Origin of the sequence: Paenibacillus sp. RC73, assembly GCF_044908085.1 — a bacterium.
In the GTDB taxonomy this organism is placed as follows: domain Bacteria; phylum Bacillota; class Bacilli; order Paenibacillales; family Paenibacillaceae; genus Paenibacillus; species Paenibacillus terrae_A.
The window spans coordinates 44650-62740 of the sequence record NZ_JBIYCV010000018.1 but is presented as its reverse complement, the minus strand read 5'-3'; the positions used below and the strand labels follow the sequence as shown (position 1 = coordinate 62740).

Genomic DNA, 18091 nt, shown 5'->3' with positions numbered 1-18091 from the left:
GTACCCATCCCGAACACGACCGTTAAGCCCTCCAGCGCCGATGGTACTTGGACCGCAGGGTCCTGGGAGAGTAGGACGTCGCCAAGCAAAAGTAAAAATAACCATGATCTCTTTGAGATTGTGGTTATTTTTTTGTGTTTTTGCTATAACATCTGTTCCTGAGGTTGACAGAGAACGAAGGCTTTGCGACACTCTAAGGGTGTGATCTTTTTGCGGAAGTCCAAGTATACGAGCGAGGTGACGAACTTATGGAAATCAGACAATTACAACGTGAGGAATTTGAAGCTGCTATTGAGTTGTCTCAATATGCTTTTCAGTTTACAATGTCCCCGGAGGATCTGGAGAAATCCAAAAAGAAATTCAAACCAGAACAAACTTGGGGGATTTTCGACGGAAATGACTTGAATGCAAAGCTGACTTTGCTACCGTTACAGGTATACATACAGGGTCAGGTTTTTGACATGGGGGGTATTGCTGGTGTGGCAACATGGCCGGAAAAGCGACGCGGTGGTCTGGTTTCACGCCTTTTAACGCATGTGCTTGAAGAGATGAAGGTCGCGGGACAGAGCCTTTCTTTTCTACATCCTTTCTCTTTTGCCTTCTATCGTAAATTTGGATGGGAAACGTATATTGAATACAAAAAGTATATTATTTCGATCGATAAGTTCCCTGCCAAGCTTAAAACCGAAGGTACGGTCAAACGGGATGTCAAAGATATTTCTGAGCTGGACCAAGTGTATCAAGCATATGCTTCGCGTTATAATGGTACGCTGGTACGAGATAAGGAATGGTGGGAAGAGCGGACATTAAATAAGAACTACCGGACCGCAGTGTATTACTCTGAAGCAGGCGATCCTCAGGGATATGCACTCTACAAAATTGAAGATAAGCAGCTGAATTGCGACGAACTGGTATATCTTAATGAGACGGCACGGCGGGCGTTGTGGACGTATTTTGCAAATCATGATTCGATGATAACCCAGGGTAAATTCATTTACATTCCGGCTGATGACAATCTGCCATTTCTGCTAGAAGATCCGCGAATTCAGCAGGAAACAGTGCCTTATTTTATGGGCCGTATTGTAGATGCAGCTGCTTTTGTGGAGAAATATCCTTTTGAGGCAATTGGAGAGGAAACACGTTTGACCTTACATCTGACAGATCATTATGCTCCATGGAATGAAGGTATATGGATATTGATGGTCAACGCGGAAGGGCAAGGACATTTGGACAGAGTGGATCCAAGCAGTTCTTCCGAGGACGGTGTAGAAGCTGACTTGAGCGTGGGAATCCAGTCGCTGACCACCCTGATGCTTGGCTATCAGCGGCCTGATGATCTGTATAAGTGGAGTCGTATTACAGGGCGAGGTGAGTCTGTGTCTGTATTAGAACGTGTAATACCGATAAAACAAACATTTTTGCTGGATTTTTTCTAATTATAATGCTCTTAAATGCTCTTGAGTCTTCATTCTTTAGGGAGTCTGGCTTAAATACCTTGCATGAGGTGTGGATGATTTTAACGACATTTTTCAGAACTCTTTCCGTAAAGGGAAGAGTTTTTCTTATATTGTATAAAACATAATTAGATTGCGAAAAATGATATTGACCCCTTGGCAAAAATATATTTTGTGCTATAATGTGATTATAGTCAAAGAAAGTCAAAGTCAATCGAGTCTATAGTGCTTCATTAGAATGGTGTGAATACGCTGAGTTTTTAGCCGTATATAATACATTGACACCAACACAGCATGAAAAGACAGACCTGATCTGTAGATAAACGTCACTGTAATCTCATGAGCATGAGGGAAGGTGTATGATTTATTACGAATAAAGGTCACACTAGAAACTAAACGGGATGTTTCTAAGTGAGGTAGGGGGGCTAATTAGCCTCGATACTGGCTTAGATTCATGACTTTACCGTTCGGTTAAGTTCAATATACGGCGGACTCTGTGGAGCGTGAAATGTACTGAATATTTGCGTTTCCGTTAGTGGAGGATGATGAAATGCGCAATGTTTCCGATATTATTGAACAATATTTGAAGAGCATATTGCTGGAAAGTCCCAAAGGTTTAGTGGAAATTCAGCGCAATGATTTGGCTGACCGCTTTTCCTGCGTGCCGTCGCAAATTAATTATGTAATCAGTACCCGTTTTACGCTGGAAAAAGGCTATGTGGTGGAAAGCAAACGCGGTGGTGGGGGTTACATTCGCATTCAGCGAATTCAACTGCCTGCACAGCATGCGATTCATACACATCTCCATCAAAGCATTGGAGAGGAAATTAGCCAATCGGCAGCGGAAGGGCTGATTTATCAGCTGGAAGAAGCACTTTTTTTAAGCAAAAGGGAAGCTGGTTTAATGAAGGCTGCTTTATCAAGGGACACATTATTGCTGAAGCTTCCTTATCGTGACCAGCTACGGGCAAGGCTGCTTAAGGCTATGCTGATTTCGTTGCTGGTGGCCAGATAGCGTGTGATTCAAGATTAACGGTTTGGAGTAGGGATTTGCAAAAATCCTGACGCTGAAGGAGGTGCTTTTATGCTGTGCCAAGAATGTAATAAACGGCCGGCAACTTTGCATTTCACCAAAATTGTGAATGGCGAAAAGACAGAGTTTCATATTTGTGAGACGTGTGCGAAGGAAAAAGGGGAGATGATCCCTGGTACACCTAACGGCTTTTCAATTCATAGCTTGTTGTCGGGTATGCTGGATTTTGAATCCAGCACAAAGAGCCAGTCACCAGGCCATAGCGGTCCGCAAAATCTGCAATGCAAGGATTGCGGCATGACTTATGCACAGTTCAGTAAGCTGGGGCGCTTTGGGTGTCCGTCGTGCTATCAATATTTTGACAGCCGTCTAGACCCTTTGTTCAAGCGTGTGCATGGCAGTACGAGCCATGTGGGCAAGGTTCCGGTTCGCACCGGAGGCCGATTGAAGGTTAAACGGCAAATTGATGATCTGAAAAAAGAGATGCAACAGCATATTGTACAGGAAGAATTCGAATCAGCCGCTGAGCTTAGGGATCAAATCAGAAAGCTTGAAAAAGAAATGACCGAAGAGTAAAGTTTGTGAAGAGTAGGAGGGGATGCGTAATGCCCAATATCCGGTTTACGGAAAAGCCGCTAAGTGATTGGATGCGTGGTGAAGCTGCGGATTCGGAGATTGTCATTAGCAGCCGGGTGAGAATTGCGCGTAACTTGCAGCACCTGCCTTTTCCCATGCTTGCTACCAACCAGCAGTCGGAAGAAGCACTTCAACGTTTGACGGATATCCTTCAGTATGATGATTTAGGCCGCTTTGGTACCTTTCATACCCTGAAAATATCCGAGTTGGATGAGATCGACAAGCAGGTACTGGTTGAGAAGCATTTGATTAGCCCTAATTTGGCGAATGAATCTCGTAACGGTGCTGTTTTGATTAGCGATGATGAATCGGTTAGTGTTATGATAAACGAAGAGGATCATCTGCGTATCCAGTGCTTATATCCGGGATGTCAGGTTAGAGAAGCTTGGGAACGTGCTACGGTTATTGATGATGCATTTGAGGCGCATGTCGATTATGCATTTGATGATCGTAGAGGCTTTCTGACCAGTTGTCCGACGAATGTCGGCACAGGGATGAGAGCTTCGGTGATGATGCATCTGCCCGCATTGGTCATGACTCATCAGATTAATCGAATTTTGTCCGCTGTTTCACAGGTAGGTCTTACCGTTCGCGGTATTTATGGTGAAGGAAGCGAAGCGGTCGGCAATCTGTTTCAGGTATCCAATCAGATTACACTGGGACAGACCGAAGCGGAAATTATCGAAAATCTGCATGGCGTTGTACTGCAAATTATAGAGCATGAACGTTCCGCCAGGGAACGACTGATGAATGAGTCCATGCTGCGGATTACAGATCGGGTGATGCGTTCATTCGGTATTTTGTCATATGCAGCGGTACTGGAATCCAAGGAGGCCGCACAGCGGTTGTCTGATGTACGTCTTGGCGTGGACTTGGGGATTTTGGAGCGTCCATCCACAGCAGCGATGAATGAGCTGAATGTGATGACGCAACCCGGATTTCTGCAAAAAAGCTTTGGTGATAAAATGAACACCGGTGAGCGCGATATGTACCGGGCGAAGCTGATCCGGCAAAAATTAGGCACAACCCTTTAATATATAGAATGATCTGAAATACACACTGTGGAGGTGCAGGATATATGATGTTTGGAAGATTTACGGAACGCGCACAAAAAGTGCTTGCCTTGGCTCAGGAAGAAGCTGTTCGATTGGGACACAACAACATTGGCACGGAGCACATTTTGCTCGGCCTCATTCGTGAAGGTGAAGGAATTGCAGCGAAAGCCTTGATTGGTTTAGGGCTGGGACTGGAAAAAATTCAGGATGAAGTGGAAACGCTGATTGGACGCGGTCAAGAACAACCGACGAACATTGCCTATACTCCACGCGCCAAAAAGGTCATCGAGCTGTCTATGGATGAAGCTCGTAAGTTGGGCCATACCTATGTAGGTACGGAGCATATTTTGCTCGGTCTTATCCGTGAAGGCGAAGGTGTAGCAGCCCGTGTACTGAATAACCTGGGTATCAGCCTGAATAAAGCACGTCAGCAAGTGCTTCAATTGCTCGGCAGCAGTGAGGCTGTTTCCAGCCATCATGGTGCTCCAGCTAATGTCAGCACACCAACGCTGGACAGCTTGGCACGTGATTTGACGGCATCTGCGAAGGAAAACAACCTGGACCCTGTCATTGGGCGCAGTAAGGAAATTGAACGTGTAATTCAGGTGCTCAGCCGCCGTACAAAGAACAATCCGGTTCTGATCGGTGAGCCAGGGGTAGGTAAAACAGCAATTGCCGAAGGATTGGCGCAAAAAATTATTGCCAATGAGATTCCCGAAACGTTGCGCGACAAGCGCGTAATGACACTCGATATGGGCTCTGTGGTAGCAGGCACCAAATATCGTGGTGAATTTGAGGATCGTTTGAAAAAGATTATGGACGAGATTCGTCAAGCAGGAAACATCGTATTGTTCATTGATGAGCTGCATACGCTGATTGGTGCTGGTGGAGCTGAAGGTGCCATTGATGCCTCCAACATTTTAAAGCCTGCTCTGGCACGTGGCGAGCTGCAATGCATCGGTGCGACAACGCTGGACGAATACCGCAAATATATTGAAAAGGACGCTGCTTTGGAACGTCGCTTCCAGCCGATTACGGTAGATCAGCCTTCTCCAGAAGAAGCTGTTCAAATTCTGTACGGCCTGCGTGACCGTTATGAAGCGCATCACCGTGTGAAAATTACGGATGAAGCCATTGAAGCGGCAGTAAAATTGTCAGATCGTTATATCACCGACCGCTTCCTGCCGGATAAAGCAATTGACCTTATTGATGAAGCAGGTTCCAAGGTAAGGCTGAATTCCTATACAGTACCGCCAAACCTGAAACAGCTGGAAAACCGTCTGGAAGATATTCGTAAGGAAAAGGATTCGGCTGTACAAAGCCAAGAGTTCGAAAAGGCGGCTGCATTGCGTGATACAGAGCAGAAAATTCGTGAAGAGCTGGATGTTACGAAAAACCAATGGAAAGAGCAACAGGGACGTACAGATTCCGAAGTAACACCGGAGGATATTGCTCAGGTCGTTGCGATTTGGACAGGTGTTCCGGTTAGCAAGCTGAAAGAGGAAGAAACGCATCGCTTGTTGAACATGGAAGAGTTGCTGCATGAGCGGGTAATTGGGCAGGATGAAGCAGTTAAGGCAGTTAGCCGGGCTATTCGCCGGGCACGTGCCGGACTGAAAGATCCGAAACGTCCAATCGGCTCCTTTATTTTCCTCGGTCCAACCGGGGTTGGTAAAACTGAGCTGGCACGCGCGTTGGCTGAATCCATGTTCGGAGATGAAAATGCGGTTATCCGAATCGATATGTCCGAATACATGGAGAAGCATTCCACGTCCCGTCTGGTAGGAGCGCCTCCAGGATATGTTGGATATGAAGAAGGCGGTCAATTGACTGAGAAGGTGCGTCGTAAACCTTACTCCGTCGTACTGCTGGATGAGATTGAAAAAGCACATCCAGAAGTGTTCAACATTCTTCTGCAAGTGCTGGAAGATGGACGTCTGACGGATTCCAAAGGCCGTGTTGTCGATTTCCGCAACACACTCATCATCCTGACATCCAATGTGGGTGCACAGGCGATCAAACGTAACTCCACGCTCGGCTTTACAGCTGTTGTGGACGCTGGAGCGGATTATGATAACATGAAGGGCAAAGTGATGGATGAACTGAAGAAAAGCTTCCGTCCCGAGTTCTTGAACCGGATTGATGAAATTATCGTTTTCCATTCTCTCGAAGAAAAACACATTGCCGAAATCGTGTCCCTTATGTCCGAAGAGCTGCGTAAGCGTCTGAATGAGTACGAGGTGGACTTTGAGTTGACAGACAAGGCTAAGGCATTCCTTGCGAAGGAAGGCTTTGATCCGGCGTATGGTGCGCGTCCATTGCGTCGTGCGATCCAGAAGCATATCGAGGACCGTCTGTCTGAGGAGTTGCTGTCGGGTAATATCACTAAAGGTGATTCTCTCTTTATTGATGAAGAGAACGGTGCGTTGACCGTTACAAAAAAGGATAACGTATCCGCGAAGTCCTGAGCAGGCAATAAAAGTTAACGATAATCATCGGCTTTTGCCCAAAAAGGACAGAGGTACGATAGATTAGCACAATAAAAGTGGTCAGAAAGGGTGTCTCGCAGGCTGAAAAGCTGTGGCGAGGGCGCCCTTTTTGTGTATAAAGCACTGTGGAGCGGTCGGATAAGAGCTTTGGAAAAGTTTGTGATATCGCTTTACGTCCGCCAAGCTTCAATGGTAAACTTTTATTGTTACAGCTCTTTCCGGCTGTGTGAAGATAAATCCGACATTGATCGTTGTCATATAAGGAGCCAAGGAACAAAGTATGGCTAAAGTGAAAACTAAATTTTCCTGTACGGAGTGCGGTTATGAATCGCCCAAATGGTATGGAAAATGTCCCGGATGCCAGGCATGGAATTCCATGGTGGAGGAAACGGAAAGCGTTGTTAAAACTCAAGGAATGGGTTCTTCCCTTCTTACTCATAGCACAAAAGATAAACCGCTCCCTATTATCGAAGTGGAGAGCGGCAAAGAAGCACGAATTTTGACGGGAATAGGCGAATTGAATCGCGTGCTCGGGGGAGGCGTGGTGCCAGGTTCACTCGTTCTGGTGGGCGGTGATCCGGGGATTGGAAAATCTACACTTATGCTACAGACATCGAATGAGCTGGCTTTAACCGGTTTAAAGGTGCTGTACGTGTCAGGTGAGGAATCGGTCCGTCAGACGAAGCTGCGTGCAGACCGTCTCGGTGCCCTGTCCCCCAATTTATACGTATTATGTGAGACGAATTTGGAGACGATTGAAGAAGCGGTAGACAGCTTGAAACCGGAGTTTCTGGTGATTGACTCTATCCAGACTGTATATTTGCCTGAGGTGACGAGTGCGCCGGGGAGTGTAGCACAGGTACGGGAATGTACTTCACGTTTTATGCGGATTGCCAAGGGATTAGGAATTGCAACGGTGCTGGTAGGACATGTAACCAAGGAAGGGGCCATTGCAGGCCCGCGTCTGTTGGAGCATATGGTCGATTGTGTGCTTTATTTTGAAGGAGAGCGCCATCATACGTATCGGCTGTTGCGTGCGGTTAAGAATCGTTTTGGCTCTACGAATGAAATTGGTATTTTTGAAATGGCTGAAAGCGGCTTGCGTGAGGTGTCGAATCCTTCCGAGCTGTTTTTGTCCGAACGACCGCTGGGGGTGGCTGGTTCGACTGTTGTCGCCAGTATGGAAGGAACACGACCTGTATTGGTTGAGCTGCAGGCGCTGATTGCGACCACGCATTTTCCTTCTCCACGCCGAATGGGTACAGGGGTTGACCATCATCGAATGGGATTGATTATAGCCGTGTTGGAAAAGCGGATGGGCATGTTTTTGCAAAATCAGGATGCGTATCTAAATGTGGCCGGGGGCGTAAAGCTGGATGAACCAGCGGTGGACCTGGCAATAGCGGTGAGTATTGCTTCCAGTTTTCGAGATGCGCCTACCAAGCCATACGATGTGATTTTTGGCGAGGTGGGGCTGACGGGTGAGGTGCGTGCTGTATCCAGAGCGGAGCAGCGTGTGCGGGAAGCGGAGAAGCTAGGTTTTAAACGGGTGATTATGCCAGAGAAGAGCCTGAAGGGCTGGACGCATCCGAAAGGGATACAAATTGTAGGAGTAGGAACGGTGGCAGATGCATTGGCAGCCGCATTAGATTAGGGGGCAATGAGAATGAAAGAAGCGAGCCAACTGGATAAAATGAATGATTTGCTGCGGCTTGTGGCACCGGGAACTCCCTTTCGCGACGGACTGGAAAACGTGTTGCGCGCCAAAACGGGCGCTCTTCTGGTCGTTGGCTATAGCCCGGAGGTAATGGAGGTCGTGGATGGCGGCTTCTCGATTAACTGTGATTTTTCACCGAACTATTTGTATGAACTGGCTAAGATGGACGGTGCCATCATACTGAGTGAGGATTTGAAACGGATTTTATACGCAAATACGCAATTGATTCCTGATTCTTCTATCTCATCGATTGAAACGGGTATTCGTCACCGGACAGCGGAGCGGGTCGCCAAGCAAACTGGCAAGTTAGTCGTATCTATTTCGCAGCGGCGTAATATTATTACATTGTATCAGGGAACGCTGAGATATGCGCTCAAGGAAATCGGAGTTATTTTAACCAAAGCCAATCAGGCCATTCAGACGCTGGAAAAGTATAGATCCGTGTTGGGGCAAGCCTCGACGAATTTGACGGCATCCGAATTTGAAGAATTAGTGACCATGCCCGAAGTGGTAAATGTTATCCAACGGATCGAAATGGTGCTGCGCATCAAAATGGAAATCAAACGATTTATTAACGAGCTTGGGAATGAGGGCCGTTTAATTAGCATGCAGATGGATGAGCTTGTCAGTAATATCGAGGAAGAGGCTTGGCTACTGTATAAGGATTATGCCAAAGACGATAGCGATGAGAAAATTCGTGGCATTATATTGGGCCTCAAGCGTTCCACGGACGATGAGCTGCTGGATGCAAATCATATTGTGCGTTTGCTGGGATACCCGTCTTCGGCTGCGACATCAGAAGAATATATCGTGGCGCGCGGTTATCGGGTGCTGAACAAGATACCACGTCTACCGAATGTGATCATTCACAATCTGGTGGAGCGGTTTGGACGTTTTCCGCATGTTATGACAGCGACGATTGAAGAACTGGATGAAGTAGATGGCATTGGAGAAGTCCGTGCGCGTACCATTAAAGAGGGACTCAAACGATTGCAGGAACAAGTTTTCATTGACAGGCAAATGTAAATGTAATACAGTGAAAGGATTATAATGGAACAATTCATACATTGAGGTGAAGAGATGATTACCAAATCAATTCCGAACATGTGTACCTTAGGTAACTTGTTTCTCGGAATGATCGCCATTTTATTGGCCGTAGACGGAAAATACAGTCTTGCCGCTATTATGGTTATTGTCGCCATGTTGTTGGACGGACTGGATGGACGAATGGCCCGGGCGCTAAATGCCCAGAGCGAATTCGGTAAAGAACTGGACTCCTTATCAGATATGATATCTTTTGGTGTAGCTCCCGCAGTTATTATGTACATGGTTGCTTTTCATGATGCTAATTCGGCTTTGGCCTGGACGGTTACGGCTATTTTTCCGATGTGCGGAGCGTTACGTTTGGCTCGTTTTAATGTACGTCCTGGTGTACCGGGTTATTTTACAGGCTTGCCGATTCCGGCAGCAGGTGGTGTGTTAGCCACTTTGTCCTTATTCCATAACGATATTTCTCTGTTATACATGTCGATTGCGATGCTGCTTGTCTCTTATTTGATGGTCAGCTCGATGAAATATCCGAACTTAAAAAAGGTGGGCCTTCCGAAGAAAGCGATCTGGATCGCTCCATGGGTTGTAATTGCTGCCGTTGTACTGGCGGTTAAATTCCCGGATCAATTATCGAAGCTGATTTTCGTGCCGTTGGTGCTGTATGCATTGTATGGCATGAAACTCAATATCCGTAAGCTGTCACGTAGACGTGGACGCGGTCGAGGACGTTCCACTCAGGAAGAACAGGATGATCAATATCGTCATTCACAGCATTAGTATTAAGCGAGAAAACAATTAAGCATTTATTTCCTTGGATCACTTTAGGGAGATAGATGTTTTTTTTATGCATAAAAAATCAAATACATAGGGTTAGTTGAGTGAAAATTGGATCATACTGGTAAGGAAAGTGATGTATATCCAATAAATACAGGGTGTACGAACAGAAAACAAAGGAGGTATAGAGACTCGATGTGGAGAAAGGCTATTTTAACTTTTACAGGTTTGTGCGGAGCGTGGTTCGGCTATACGTTATACCATCGGGTAGGAGGTATCGTATCATGGTTGCCCCATTGGCTGAGTGATGGTTCTTTACCGGGAATGGCTGTTTGGATGATTGCGGGAGCTGTGTTGTTTATGGCTGGATGCTCGCTCGCCGGAACAGCTGTGGCTAATCGGTTACAACAGGGGATCGAAGGTTTGGTACGGATTCCGATGAACGAGATGATGGCAGGTGCGATTGGATTAGCGGTGGGCTTGATCCTTTCCTTAGCGGTTTACCCGCTCTTGTCATGGCTAGGGGCACCAGGTCAACTGATTCAAACGGCCGTTACCATCGTATGCGGATATGTGGGAGTGATGGTCGGACTGGAAAAGCGGGACGAGCTGTCCTCATTTTGGAGTTCGGGTTTTTTTGGTCGAGGTACGGGTGTGGAAGAACGCAAGCTGGAGGAACATAAAATTTTGGACACCAGTGTTATTATAGACGGACGTATTGCGGATATTTGCAAGACTGGTTTTATCGAAGGAACGATTGTTATTCCCGAATTTGTGCTGGAGGAGCTTCAGCATATTGCAGATTCGTCGGATTTACTCAAGCGTAACCGCGGGCGGCGAGGTCTGGATATTTTGAACAAGATTCAAAAAGAGTTGGATGTAAATGTATTGATTTACGAAGGCGATTTTGAGGAGATTTCAGAGGTCGACAGCAAATTGGTCAAGCTGGCAAAGGTGCTACAGGGTAAGGTGGTAACGAACGATTTTAACCTGAATAAGGTGTGTGAGCTTCAAGGTGTATCGGTGCTGAATATTAATGACCTGGCAAATGCAGTGAAGCCTGTAGTGCTGCCCGGTGAGGAAATTATGGTGCAGATTATCAAAGACGGCAAGGAGCATGGGCAAGGTGTGGCCTATCTGGATGATGGTACGATGATCGTTGTGGAAGGCGGACGTGACTACATCGGTTCGCTGATGGAGGTGCTGGTTACAAGCGTACTTCAGACCTCTGCGGGCCGTATGATTTTTGCCAAACCGAAATTATTGGAAAAAGCTCAATAAACGCGGTATGATGAAGTAGATGTGTAATCATACGGATCGTCCAAGTGCGATCAAGGCAGGAGTCATTTCAATGAACAATCGGGTAGGAGTCGTCATTGTGGCGGCTGGGCGCGGCTCCCGTATGGGAACGCCGGAAAGCAAGCAATTTTTGCTTTTGCGGGACAAGCCCATCTTCATACATACACTTGAGATATTCGCAGCCATGCCCGAAGTGGATGAAATGGTGATGGTGACGGGGGCAGAAGATGTCGAGCGCTGTCAAGAGTGGATTAGTCAATACCGAATCGGCAAGGACGTACAGGTGGTGGCTGGAGGCAGTGAACGTCAGCATTCGGTATATCGCGGTCTGAGCCACCTGCAAGCAGATTGGGTGATGGTGCATGATGGTGTACGCCCGCTCATTCAGCCTGAGCTTATACGTTCATGTCTGGAGACAGCCCAGCGTACCGGTGCTTCTGTAGCGGCAGTACCTGTAAAGGATACAGTTAAGCAAGTGAACGGGGATGGTGTCATTACGGCAACGCCGGATCGCCGAAGTCTGTGGAGCATTCAAACGCCACAGACTTTTCGTCTTTCCGATCTGCTGCTGGCTTACGAGGAAGCGGAGCAGGCAGGATTTTTGGGGACAGACGATTCGATGCTGGTGGAGCGATTAGGTATTCCGGTCACTGTCGTTCAGGGCAGCTACAAAAATATCAAAATTACCACGCCTGAGGACTTGGATATGGCGGAGTTATGGGTAAAGACAGAGGGAGAGGATATCAGATGATCAGAGTGGGACAAGGGTTTGACGTTCACCAGCTGGTGGAAGGAAGGCCGTGCATTATCGGGGGCGTGAATATTCCTTATGAAAAGGGATTGCTGGGTCATTCCGATGCTGACGTGCTGCTGCATGCGGTTAGCGACGCCATTCTGGGCGCGCTCGGTCTGGGTGACATTGGGAAGCACTTTCCGGATAACGATCTGGAATTCAAGGATGCCGACAGTCTCAAGCTGCTGGAGCATGTATGGAGTTTGGCCAAAGAGCGGGGATACCGCTTGGGGAATATTGATTCTACGATTATTGCGCAAAAGCCCAAAATGGCATCTTACATCCCGAAGATGAATGAAGTTATCGCTCGTGCGTTGGAAGCAGAAGATCCTTCCCAAGTAAACGTTAAGGCAACTACGACGGAGCAGCTTGGCTTTGCCGGGCGGGGTGAAGGAATCGCGGCTCAATCGGTTGTCTGTCTTGTAAAGGGTATGCTATCATCTTGAGAACTTAGATTTGGAGGAGATTTTATGAGCACGGAAGTTCGTGTACGTTATGCCCCAAGCCCAACAGGGCATCTGCATATTGGAAATGCCAGAACGGCATTATTTAATTATTTGTATGCTCGGAACCAAGGTGGCAAGTTTATTATTCGTATTGAAGATACAGATGTGAAACGCAACATTGCAGGCGGGGAAGAAAGCCAGCTTAAATATCTGAAATGGTTGGGTATGGATTGGGATGAAAGCGTGGATGTCGGAGGCGAGTATGGACCTTACCGTCAGACTGAACGTTTGGATATATACAAAACCTATTGGCAGGATCTGCTGGATCGTGGCTTGGCTTACCGCTGCTACTGTACCGAAGAAGAACTGGAACGCGAACGTGAAGAACAGACGGAACGTGGGGAGACACCACGCTACTCCGGGAAACACCGTGATCTGACGGAGGAACAGTGTCAGGCATTCGAAGCGGAGGGTCGTGTACCAAGTATCCGTTTCCGCGTACCAGAAGATCGCGAATATACGTTTAATGATATGGTCAAAGGCCAAATCACGTTCAATTCGAAGGAAAGCGGCGATTTTGTTATCGTCAAAAAAGATGGTATTCCGACATATAACTTTGCAGTGGCGGTGGACGATCATTTGATGAAAATATCGCATGTGCTGCGAGGCGAGGATCATGTCTCCAATACACCGCGACAATTGATGATCTTTGAAGCGCTTGGCTGGGAGCCTCCAATCTTTGGTCATATGACACTGATCGTGGGCGATGATCACAAAAAGCTTAGCAAACGCAACGAGTCCATTATTCAGTTTATGGAGCAGTACGACAAATTAGGCTACTTACCAGAAGCTATATTCAATTTTATTGCGCTGCTGGGTTGGTCCCCGGAAGGCGAAGAAGAAATTTATGACCGGGAACAATTGATTTCGATTTTCGATCCCAACCGTTTGTCCAAAAGTCCGGCTGTCTTTGATACCAACAAGCTGGCTTACCTGAACAATCATTATATTAAAAAAGCCGATCCTGAGCGGATTGCTGGTATGGCGATTCCTCATTTGCAAGCAGCGGGGCTGTTACCGAATGAATTATCTGCGGAGCAGCAGGACTGGGCCAAGGCTCTTGTTCGCTTGTATCAGGAACAAATGAACTCTGCGTCCGACATTGTGGCTTTGTCTGAGTTGTTTTTCCGTTCGCATCTGGAGCTTGATACGGAAGCTGCGGCTGTGCTGGCTGAAGAGCAGGTTCCTGAGGTGCTTAAAGCCTTTGCTGGCAAGGTGGAAGCGAGTGAGGAATTTGCGGCTCCACAAATGGCCAAGCTGATCAAGGAAGTTCAAAAGGAAACCGGCTTTAAAGGGAAACAGTTGTTTATGCCGATTCGTGTGGCCCTTACAGGTCAAACTCATGGACGAGATTTGAATGAAACGATCTTTTTGCTCGGACGTGACAAGGTACTGGACCGTCTCAGGGCACAAATTAAAGGCTGATATTTCTTGTCAATTTGTTGTCTTTTCGCTATAATGACTCCATTGATACGGATTGATATTTACGTGTAAAGGCTGAGAACAGGAGAAGTACACTGCATAAGGGCATTTGCCAGAGAGGACGGCCGAGGGGAACCCCGGGGCTGGAAGCCGTCCAGATGACCTGCGGAGGAAATGCACCTGGGAGCCGTGCGCCCGAACCCTAATTAGCGTCAGCGTCGACTGCTGATATGGCAAGGGTGTGCCGAATCGTTCTCGTTACCGGACGCCAAAGACGGGCTTCTCTGCTTATATGCAGCAGGTTTGCCTGAAGCAGAGTGGGACCACGTTCATGCGTCTCTGCAGCTTAGGCTGCGGAGGCGCTTTTTCATTTTTATCAGACTCAAGCTCGTTAAAGGTGAAAAATGTCGAAGTGTGCTGACGAATGCGAAAATTGGCGAAACATGGAGTTGTGTGAAGATGCGGCAAGGAAATGGGGGAAATAGGAGGGCGACATGTTCAGACATATCAAATCCGACATTCAAACTGTTTTGGATAATGATCCGGCCGCCCGGAGTAAGCTGGAGGTTATTTTTACGTATTCCGGCGTTCATGCCCTTTGGGCACACCGAATCGCACATTGGTTTTATCTGCGAAAGTGGTGTACTCTAGCCCGTATTATATCTCAGGTATCGCGGTTTATGACAGGGATTGAAATCCATCCCGGCGCTCGTATTGGAGATCGGCTGTTCATTGACCATGGCATGGGAGTGGTCATCGGCGAAACCTGTGAGATCGGCGACGATGTTGTGTTATACCAGGGGGTCACTCTTGGAGGGACGGGGAAAGAGAAGGGGAAGCGCCATCCCACCATTGGGAATAATGTTGTTATAGGCTCCGGCGCAAAGATATTGGGCTCTTTTACAATTGGGGCGCAGTCCAACATTGGCTCCAACTCGGTTGTACTTAAAGAGGTTCCGCCAAACAGTACGGTGGTGGGGATCCCGGGGCGAGTGGTCAGACAAGATGGCAGACGTCCAGACCGACTTAGTCACCAACTGCCTGATCCGGTTGTGGATTCTATGCGGGAGCTTCAATTGGAAATAGAACGATTACGTGCAGAATTGTCTGATTTGAAGGATGAGCGATCTGCTCAGAAACATCAGGTGACTCAAGAGAATAAATTACAAGGATAATTTTCATGAGGGAGGAATACAACGATGCCGCTTCAAATTTATAATACAATGTCGAGGAGCCGAGAGCCTTTTGTTCCACTGGAGCCTGGAAAGGTTAAAATGTATGTATGCGGACCTACTGTGTATGATTACATTCATATTGGTAATGCACGACCTGTAATTGTGTTTGACGTGGTGCGCAGCTACCTGGAGTATCTGGGCTATGATGTGAATTATGTGGTGAATTTTACGGATGTCGATGATAAGCTGATCCGCAAAGCTCGGGAACTTGATATGGATGTTCCGGCAGTTGCCGAGAAATTTATTGCAGCCTACCATGAGGATCTGACAGGATTGAATGTTCCTGCCGCCAGTATGAATCCGCGTGTAACTGAGAGTATGGATCTGATTATTGATTTTATCAAGGAACTGGTAGATAAAGGATATGCCTATGAGAATGATGGCGATGTGTTCTATAGGACGAAAAAATTCAAATGCTACGGTCAGTTGTCGGGTCAGAATCTGGAGGAGCTTCAGTTCGGGATTCGCATTAATGTGGATGAACGTAAGGAAAATGCCGGGGATTTTGTTCTCTGGAAGGCTGCCAAGCCAGGAGAAATTTATTGGTCAAGTCCTTGGGGCGACGGCCGCCCGGGCTGGCATATCGAATGCTCTGCCATGGCCCGCCACTATCTGGGAGATACGCTGGATATTCACGGGGGCGGACAGGATTTGCAATTCCCACATCATGAATGCGAATGCGCACAATCGGAGGTGATTACGGGTAAGCCATTGGCGCGTTACTGGATGCATAACGGATATATTCGCATTGATAATGAAAAAATGTCGAAATCACTCGGTAATGGTATTTTGGTTAAAGATCTGCGTGTTCGTCACAAGCCCGAGGCTTTACGTTATTTTATGCTGTCGACGCATTACCGGAATCCGTTAAACTACAATCATGAGACGATGAGTCAGGCGGAGAACAGTGTCGAACGGATTGCCAATGCAGTGGCCAACGTGCAGCATCGTTTAGCTAATGCGTTGAAAGGTAATGAAGAAGTATCGGCCGAGCTGCAAACGAAGCTTGACGGAATTTTGCAGCAGTTTGTCGAAAAAATGGATGATGATTTCAATACGCCTGATGCGATTACTGCTGTATTTGAATGGGTTAGCGAAGCCAACCATTTGTTGCAGCGTGACGTTGTCAATCAGGCAGAATTGCAGGCGGTGCTGCATACCTTTCATTCGATGAATAATGTACTTCGCATATATTCGGAACCAAAAGAAGAACTGCTGGATGATGAAATTGAGCAATTAATTGCAGAACGTGTCGAAGCTCGTAAAACCAAGAACTGGGGCAGAGCCGATGAAATTCGCGATCTGCTCGCTGTCAAAGGAATCGTGCTTGAGGATACAGCGCAGGGTATGCGGTGGCGGCGAAAATGAGTGATAAGCCATTGAACACGGGGGCTTCGGAAGGTGCGGGAAACTGGTTCCCGTATCCTGCGTCCAAGCCAGCCCGCCTGATGCCGCCGATTGCACTGGCTTACATTGGCGATGCTGTGTATGAGGTCGCGGTGCGGCAATATTTGCTGGCGCAGCCCAATCTGCGTCCGAACCATTTACATCGGCGGGCCACAGGGCTGGTCTCTGCCAAGGCGCAGAGCCGTATGCTCGTGCTGCTGGAGACGGTGCTGACGGAGGAAGAACGTGATATTGTCAGACAAGGCAGAAATGCCAAGTCAGGAAGCCTGCCCAAAAATGCGGATGTACTTGAGTATCGTCATGCTACTGCGCTGGAGGGATTGTTTGGCTTTCTTTATTGTGACGGACGTTTGGACAGAATGAGAGAATTGATTACGTATGGTATTGCACAAATGGAAAATACAGAAAAATCTTAATTGGGAACGTCGGATCAAATGCGCCAAACATCCGCCGTTTTCCGGGAGGAAGCTAGATATGGAAGAAGAATGGATTGCCGGTAAGCATTCGGTAACGGAGGCGCTTCGCTCAGGCAGAACGATAAATAAAATATGGATTGCGGATAATGCACAAAAGCATCTGACATTGCCCATTACGGCTGAGGCTAAAAAAGCGGGGATCATTGTTTTACAGGTGGATAAGCGAAAGCTTGATCAAATGGTTCCGGGAATACAGCATCAGGGAGTGGTTGCACAGGCTGCACCTTTTGCCTACGCTGAAGTGGAAGAACTGCTTGCAACTGCACGTAGTAAGGGAGAAGAGCCGTTTTTGATCCTATTGGATGAGATTGAAGATCCACATAATCTGGGGTCTATCCTTCGGACAGCGGACTGCACAGGGGCACATGGCGTAATCGTGCCGAAAAGACGTTCAGCGGCAGTAACTGTAACGGTGTCCAAAACATCAGCGGGGGCGGTTGAGTATGTTCCGGTGGCGCGTGTAAACAATTTGGGGCAAACCATCGACCGTCTCAAAGAGGAAGGTGTATGGGTAGTTGGCACAGATGTGACAGCTACGGACCCGGTTTTTGGAAATGGTGTATTCACAGGGCCAGTTGCTATCGTCATTGGTAACGAAAATAAAGGGATGGGCCGTTTGATCCGCGAGAAATGTGACGTACTCGTTAAGCTGCCGATGGCTGGGCAAATCAATTCCCTGAATGCTTCTGTAGCCGCAGGTGTCGTGATGTACGAAGTGTTGCGCGGCCGACAGGCACGGGGCTAA

General features: G+C 47.5%; 16 protein-coding genes and 1 rRNA gene. All 17 read left to right on the top strand.

The window, feature by feature from the left end; translation table 11 throughout:
* A 5S ribosomal RNA gene (gene rrf / locus ABH897_RS26065) occupies window positions 1–87 on the top strand; the annotation flags it as partial.
* 161 nt (window positions 88–248) lie between these two features.
* Window positions 249–1436: a GNAT family N-acetyltransferase gene (locus ABH897_RS26060; RefSeq protein ID WP_404592892.1), complete on the top strand. Its 1188-nt coding sequence runs from the start codon at window positions 249–251 to the stop codon at window positions 1434–1436.
* A 568-nt stretch (window positions 1437–2004) separates the two neighbouring features.
* The gene (locus ABH897_RS26055; protein ID WP_283653476.1) at window positions 2005–2469 is read left to right on the top strand and encodes a CtsR family transcriptional regulator; all 465 of its coding nucleotides are present in this window, start codon (window positions 2005–2007) and stop codon (window positions 2467–2469) included.
* Between the two features lie 69 nt (window positions 2470–2538).
* A complete protein-coding gene (mcsA, locus tag ABH897_RS26050; RefSeq protein WP_044647185.1) occupies window positions 2539–3063 on the top strand; it encodes a protein-arginine kinase activator protein McsA in 525 nt (174 codons plus the stop codon).
* 29 nt (window positions 3064–3092) lie between these two features.
* Entirely contained in the window at window positions 3093–4157 is a 1065-nt protein-coding gene (gene mcsB / locus ABH897_RS26045; protein ID WP_283653475.1) for a protein-arginine kinase McsB, read from the top strand.
* A gap of 44 nt (window positions 4158–4201) precedes the next feature.
* Complete coding sequence (clpC, locus tag ABH897_RS26040; protein WP_044647187.1) at window positions 4202–6646, top strand: ATP-dependent protease ATP-binding subunit ClpC; 2445 nt, start codon at window positions 4202–4204, stop codon at window positions 6644–6646.
* A gap of 301 nt (window positions 6647–6947) precedes the next feature.
* A complete protein-coding gene (gene radA / locus ABH897_RS26035) occupies window positions 6948–8321 on the top strand; it encodes a DNA repair protein RadA (RefSeq protein WP_134912279.1) in 1374 nt (457 codons plus the stop codon).
* 12 nt (window positions 8322–8333) lie between these two features.
* Window positions 8334–9410, top strand: a complete 1077-nt coding sequence (disA, locus tag ABH897_RS26030; RefSeq protein ID WP_134912280.1) for a DNA integrity scanning diadenylate cyclase DisA — start codon at window positions 8334–8336, stop codon at window positions 9408–9410.
* A 54-nt stretch (window positions 9411–9464) separates the two neighbouring features.
* Entirely contained in the window at window positions 9465–10211 is a 747-nt protein-coding gene (pssA, locus tag ABH897_RS26025; RefSeq protein WP_044647190.1) for a CDP-diacylglycerol--serine O-phosphatidyltransferase, read from the top strand.
* 192 nt (window positions 10212–10403) lie between these two features.
* The gene (locus tag ABH897_RS26020) at window positions 10404–11489 is read left to right on the top strand and encodes a PIN/TRAM domain-containing protein (protein WP_283653474.1); all 1086 of its coding nucleotides are present in this window, start codon (window positions 10404–10406) and stop codon (window positions 11487–11489) included.
* A gap of 70 nt (window positions 11490–11559) precedes the next feature.
* A complete protein-coding gene (gene ispD / locus ABH897_RS26015) occupies window positions 11560–12258 on the top strand; it encodes a 2-C-methyl-D-erythritol 4-phosphate cytidylyltransferase (RefSeq protein ID WP_283653473.1) in 699 nt (232 codons plus the stop codon).
* Window positions 12255–12746 (top strand): 2-C-methyl-D-erythritol 2,4-cyclodiphosphate synthase, encoded by a 492-nt coding sequence (gene ispF, locus ABH897_RS26010; RefSeq protein ID WP_283653472.1) that lies wholly within the window; start codon window positions 12255–12257, stop codon window positions 12744–12746. Before ispD ends, ispF begins: the two co-directional genes overlap by 4 nt.
* A 24-nt stretch (window positions 12747–12770) precedes the next feature.
* On the top strand, window positions 12771–14231 hold the full coding sequence (gltX, locus tag ABH897_RS26005; RefSeq protein ID WP_283653471.1) for a glutamate--tRNA ligase: 1461 nt from the start codon (window positions 12771–12773) through the stop codon (window positions 14229–14231).
* Between the two features lie 491 nt (window positions 14232–14722).
* Window positions 14723–15403, top strand: coding sequence for a serine O-acetyltransferase (gene cysE, locus ABH897_RS26000; protein ID WP_283653470.1), 681 nt, complete (start codon window positions 14723–14725; stop codon window positions 15401–15403).
* 24 nt (window positions 15404–15427) lie between these two features.
* Complete coding sequence (gene cysS, locus ABH897_RS25995) at window positions 15428–16831, top strand: cysteine--tRNA ligase (RefSeq protein ID WP_404592891.1); 1404 nt, start codon at window positions 15428–15430, stop codon at window positions 16829–16831.
* Complete coding sequence (locus ABH897_RS25990; protein ID WP_014278328.1) at window positions 16828–17286, top strand: Mini-ribonuclease 3; 459 nt, start codon at window positions 16828–16830, stop codon at window positions 17284–17286. The genes cysS and ABH897_RS25990 overlap by 4 nt, the downstream gene beginning before the upstream one ends.
* A gap of 58 nt (window positions 17287–17344) precedes the next feature.
* Window positions 17345–18091, top strand: coding sequence for a 23S rRNA (guanosine(2251)-2'-O)-methyltransferase RlmB (rlmB, locus tag ABH897_RS25985; RefSeq protein WP_404521548.1), 747 nt, complete (start codon window positions 17345–17347; stop codon window positions 18089–18091).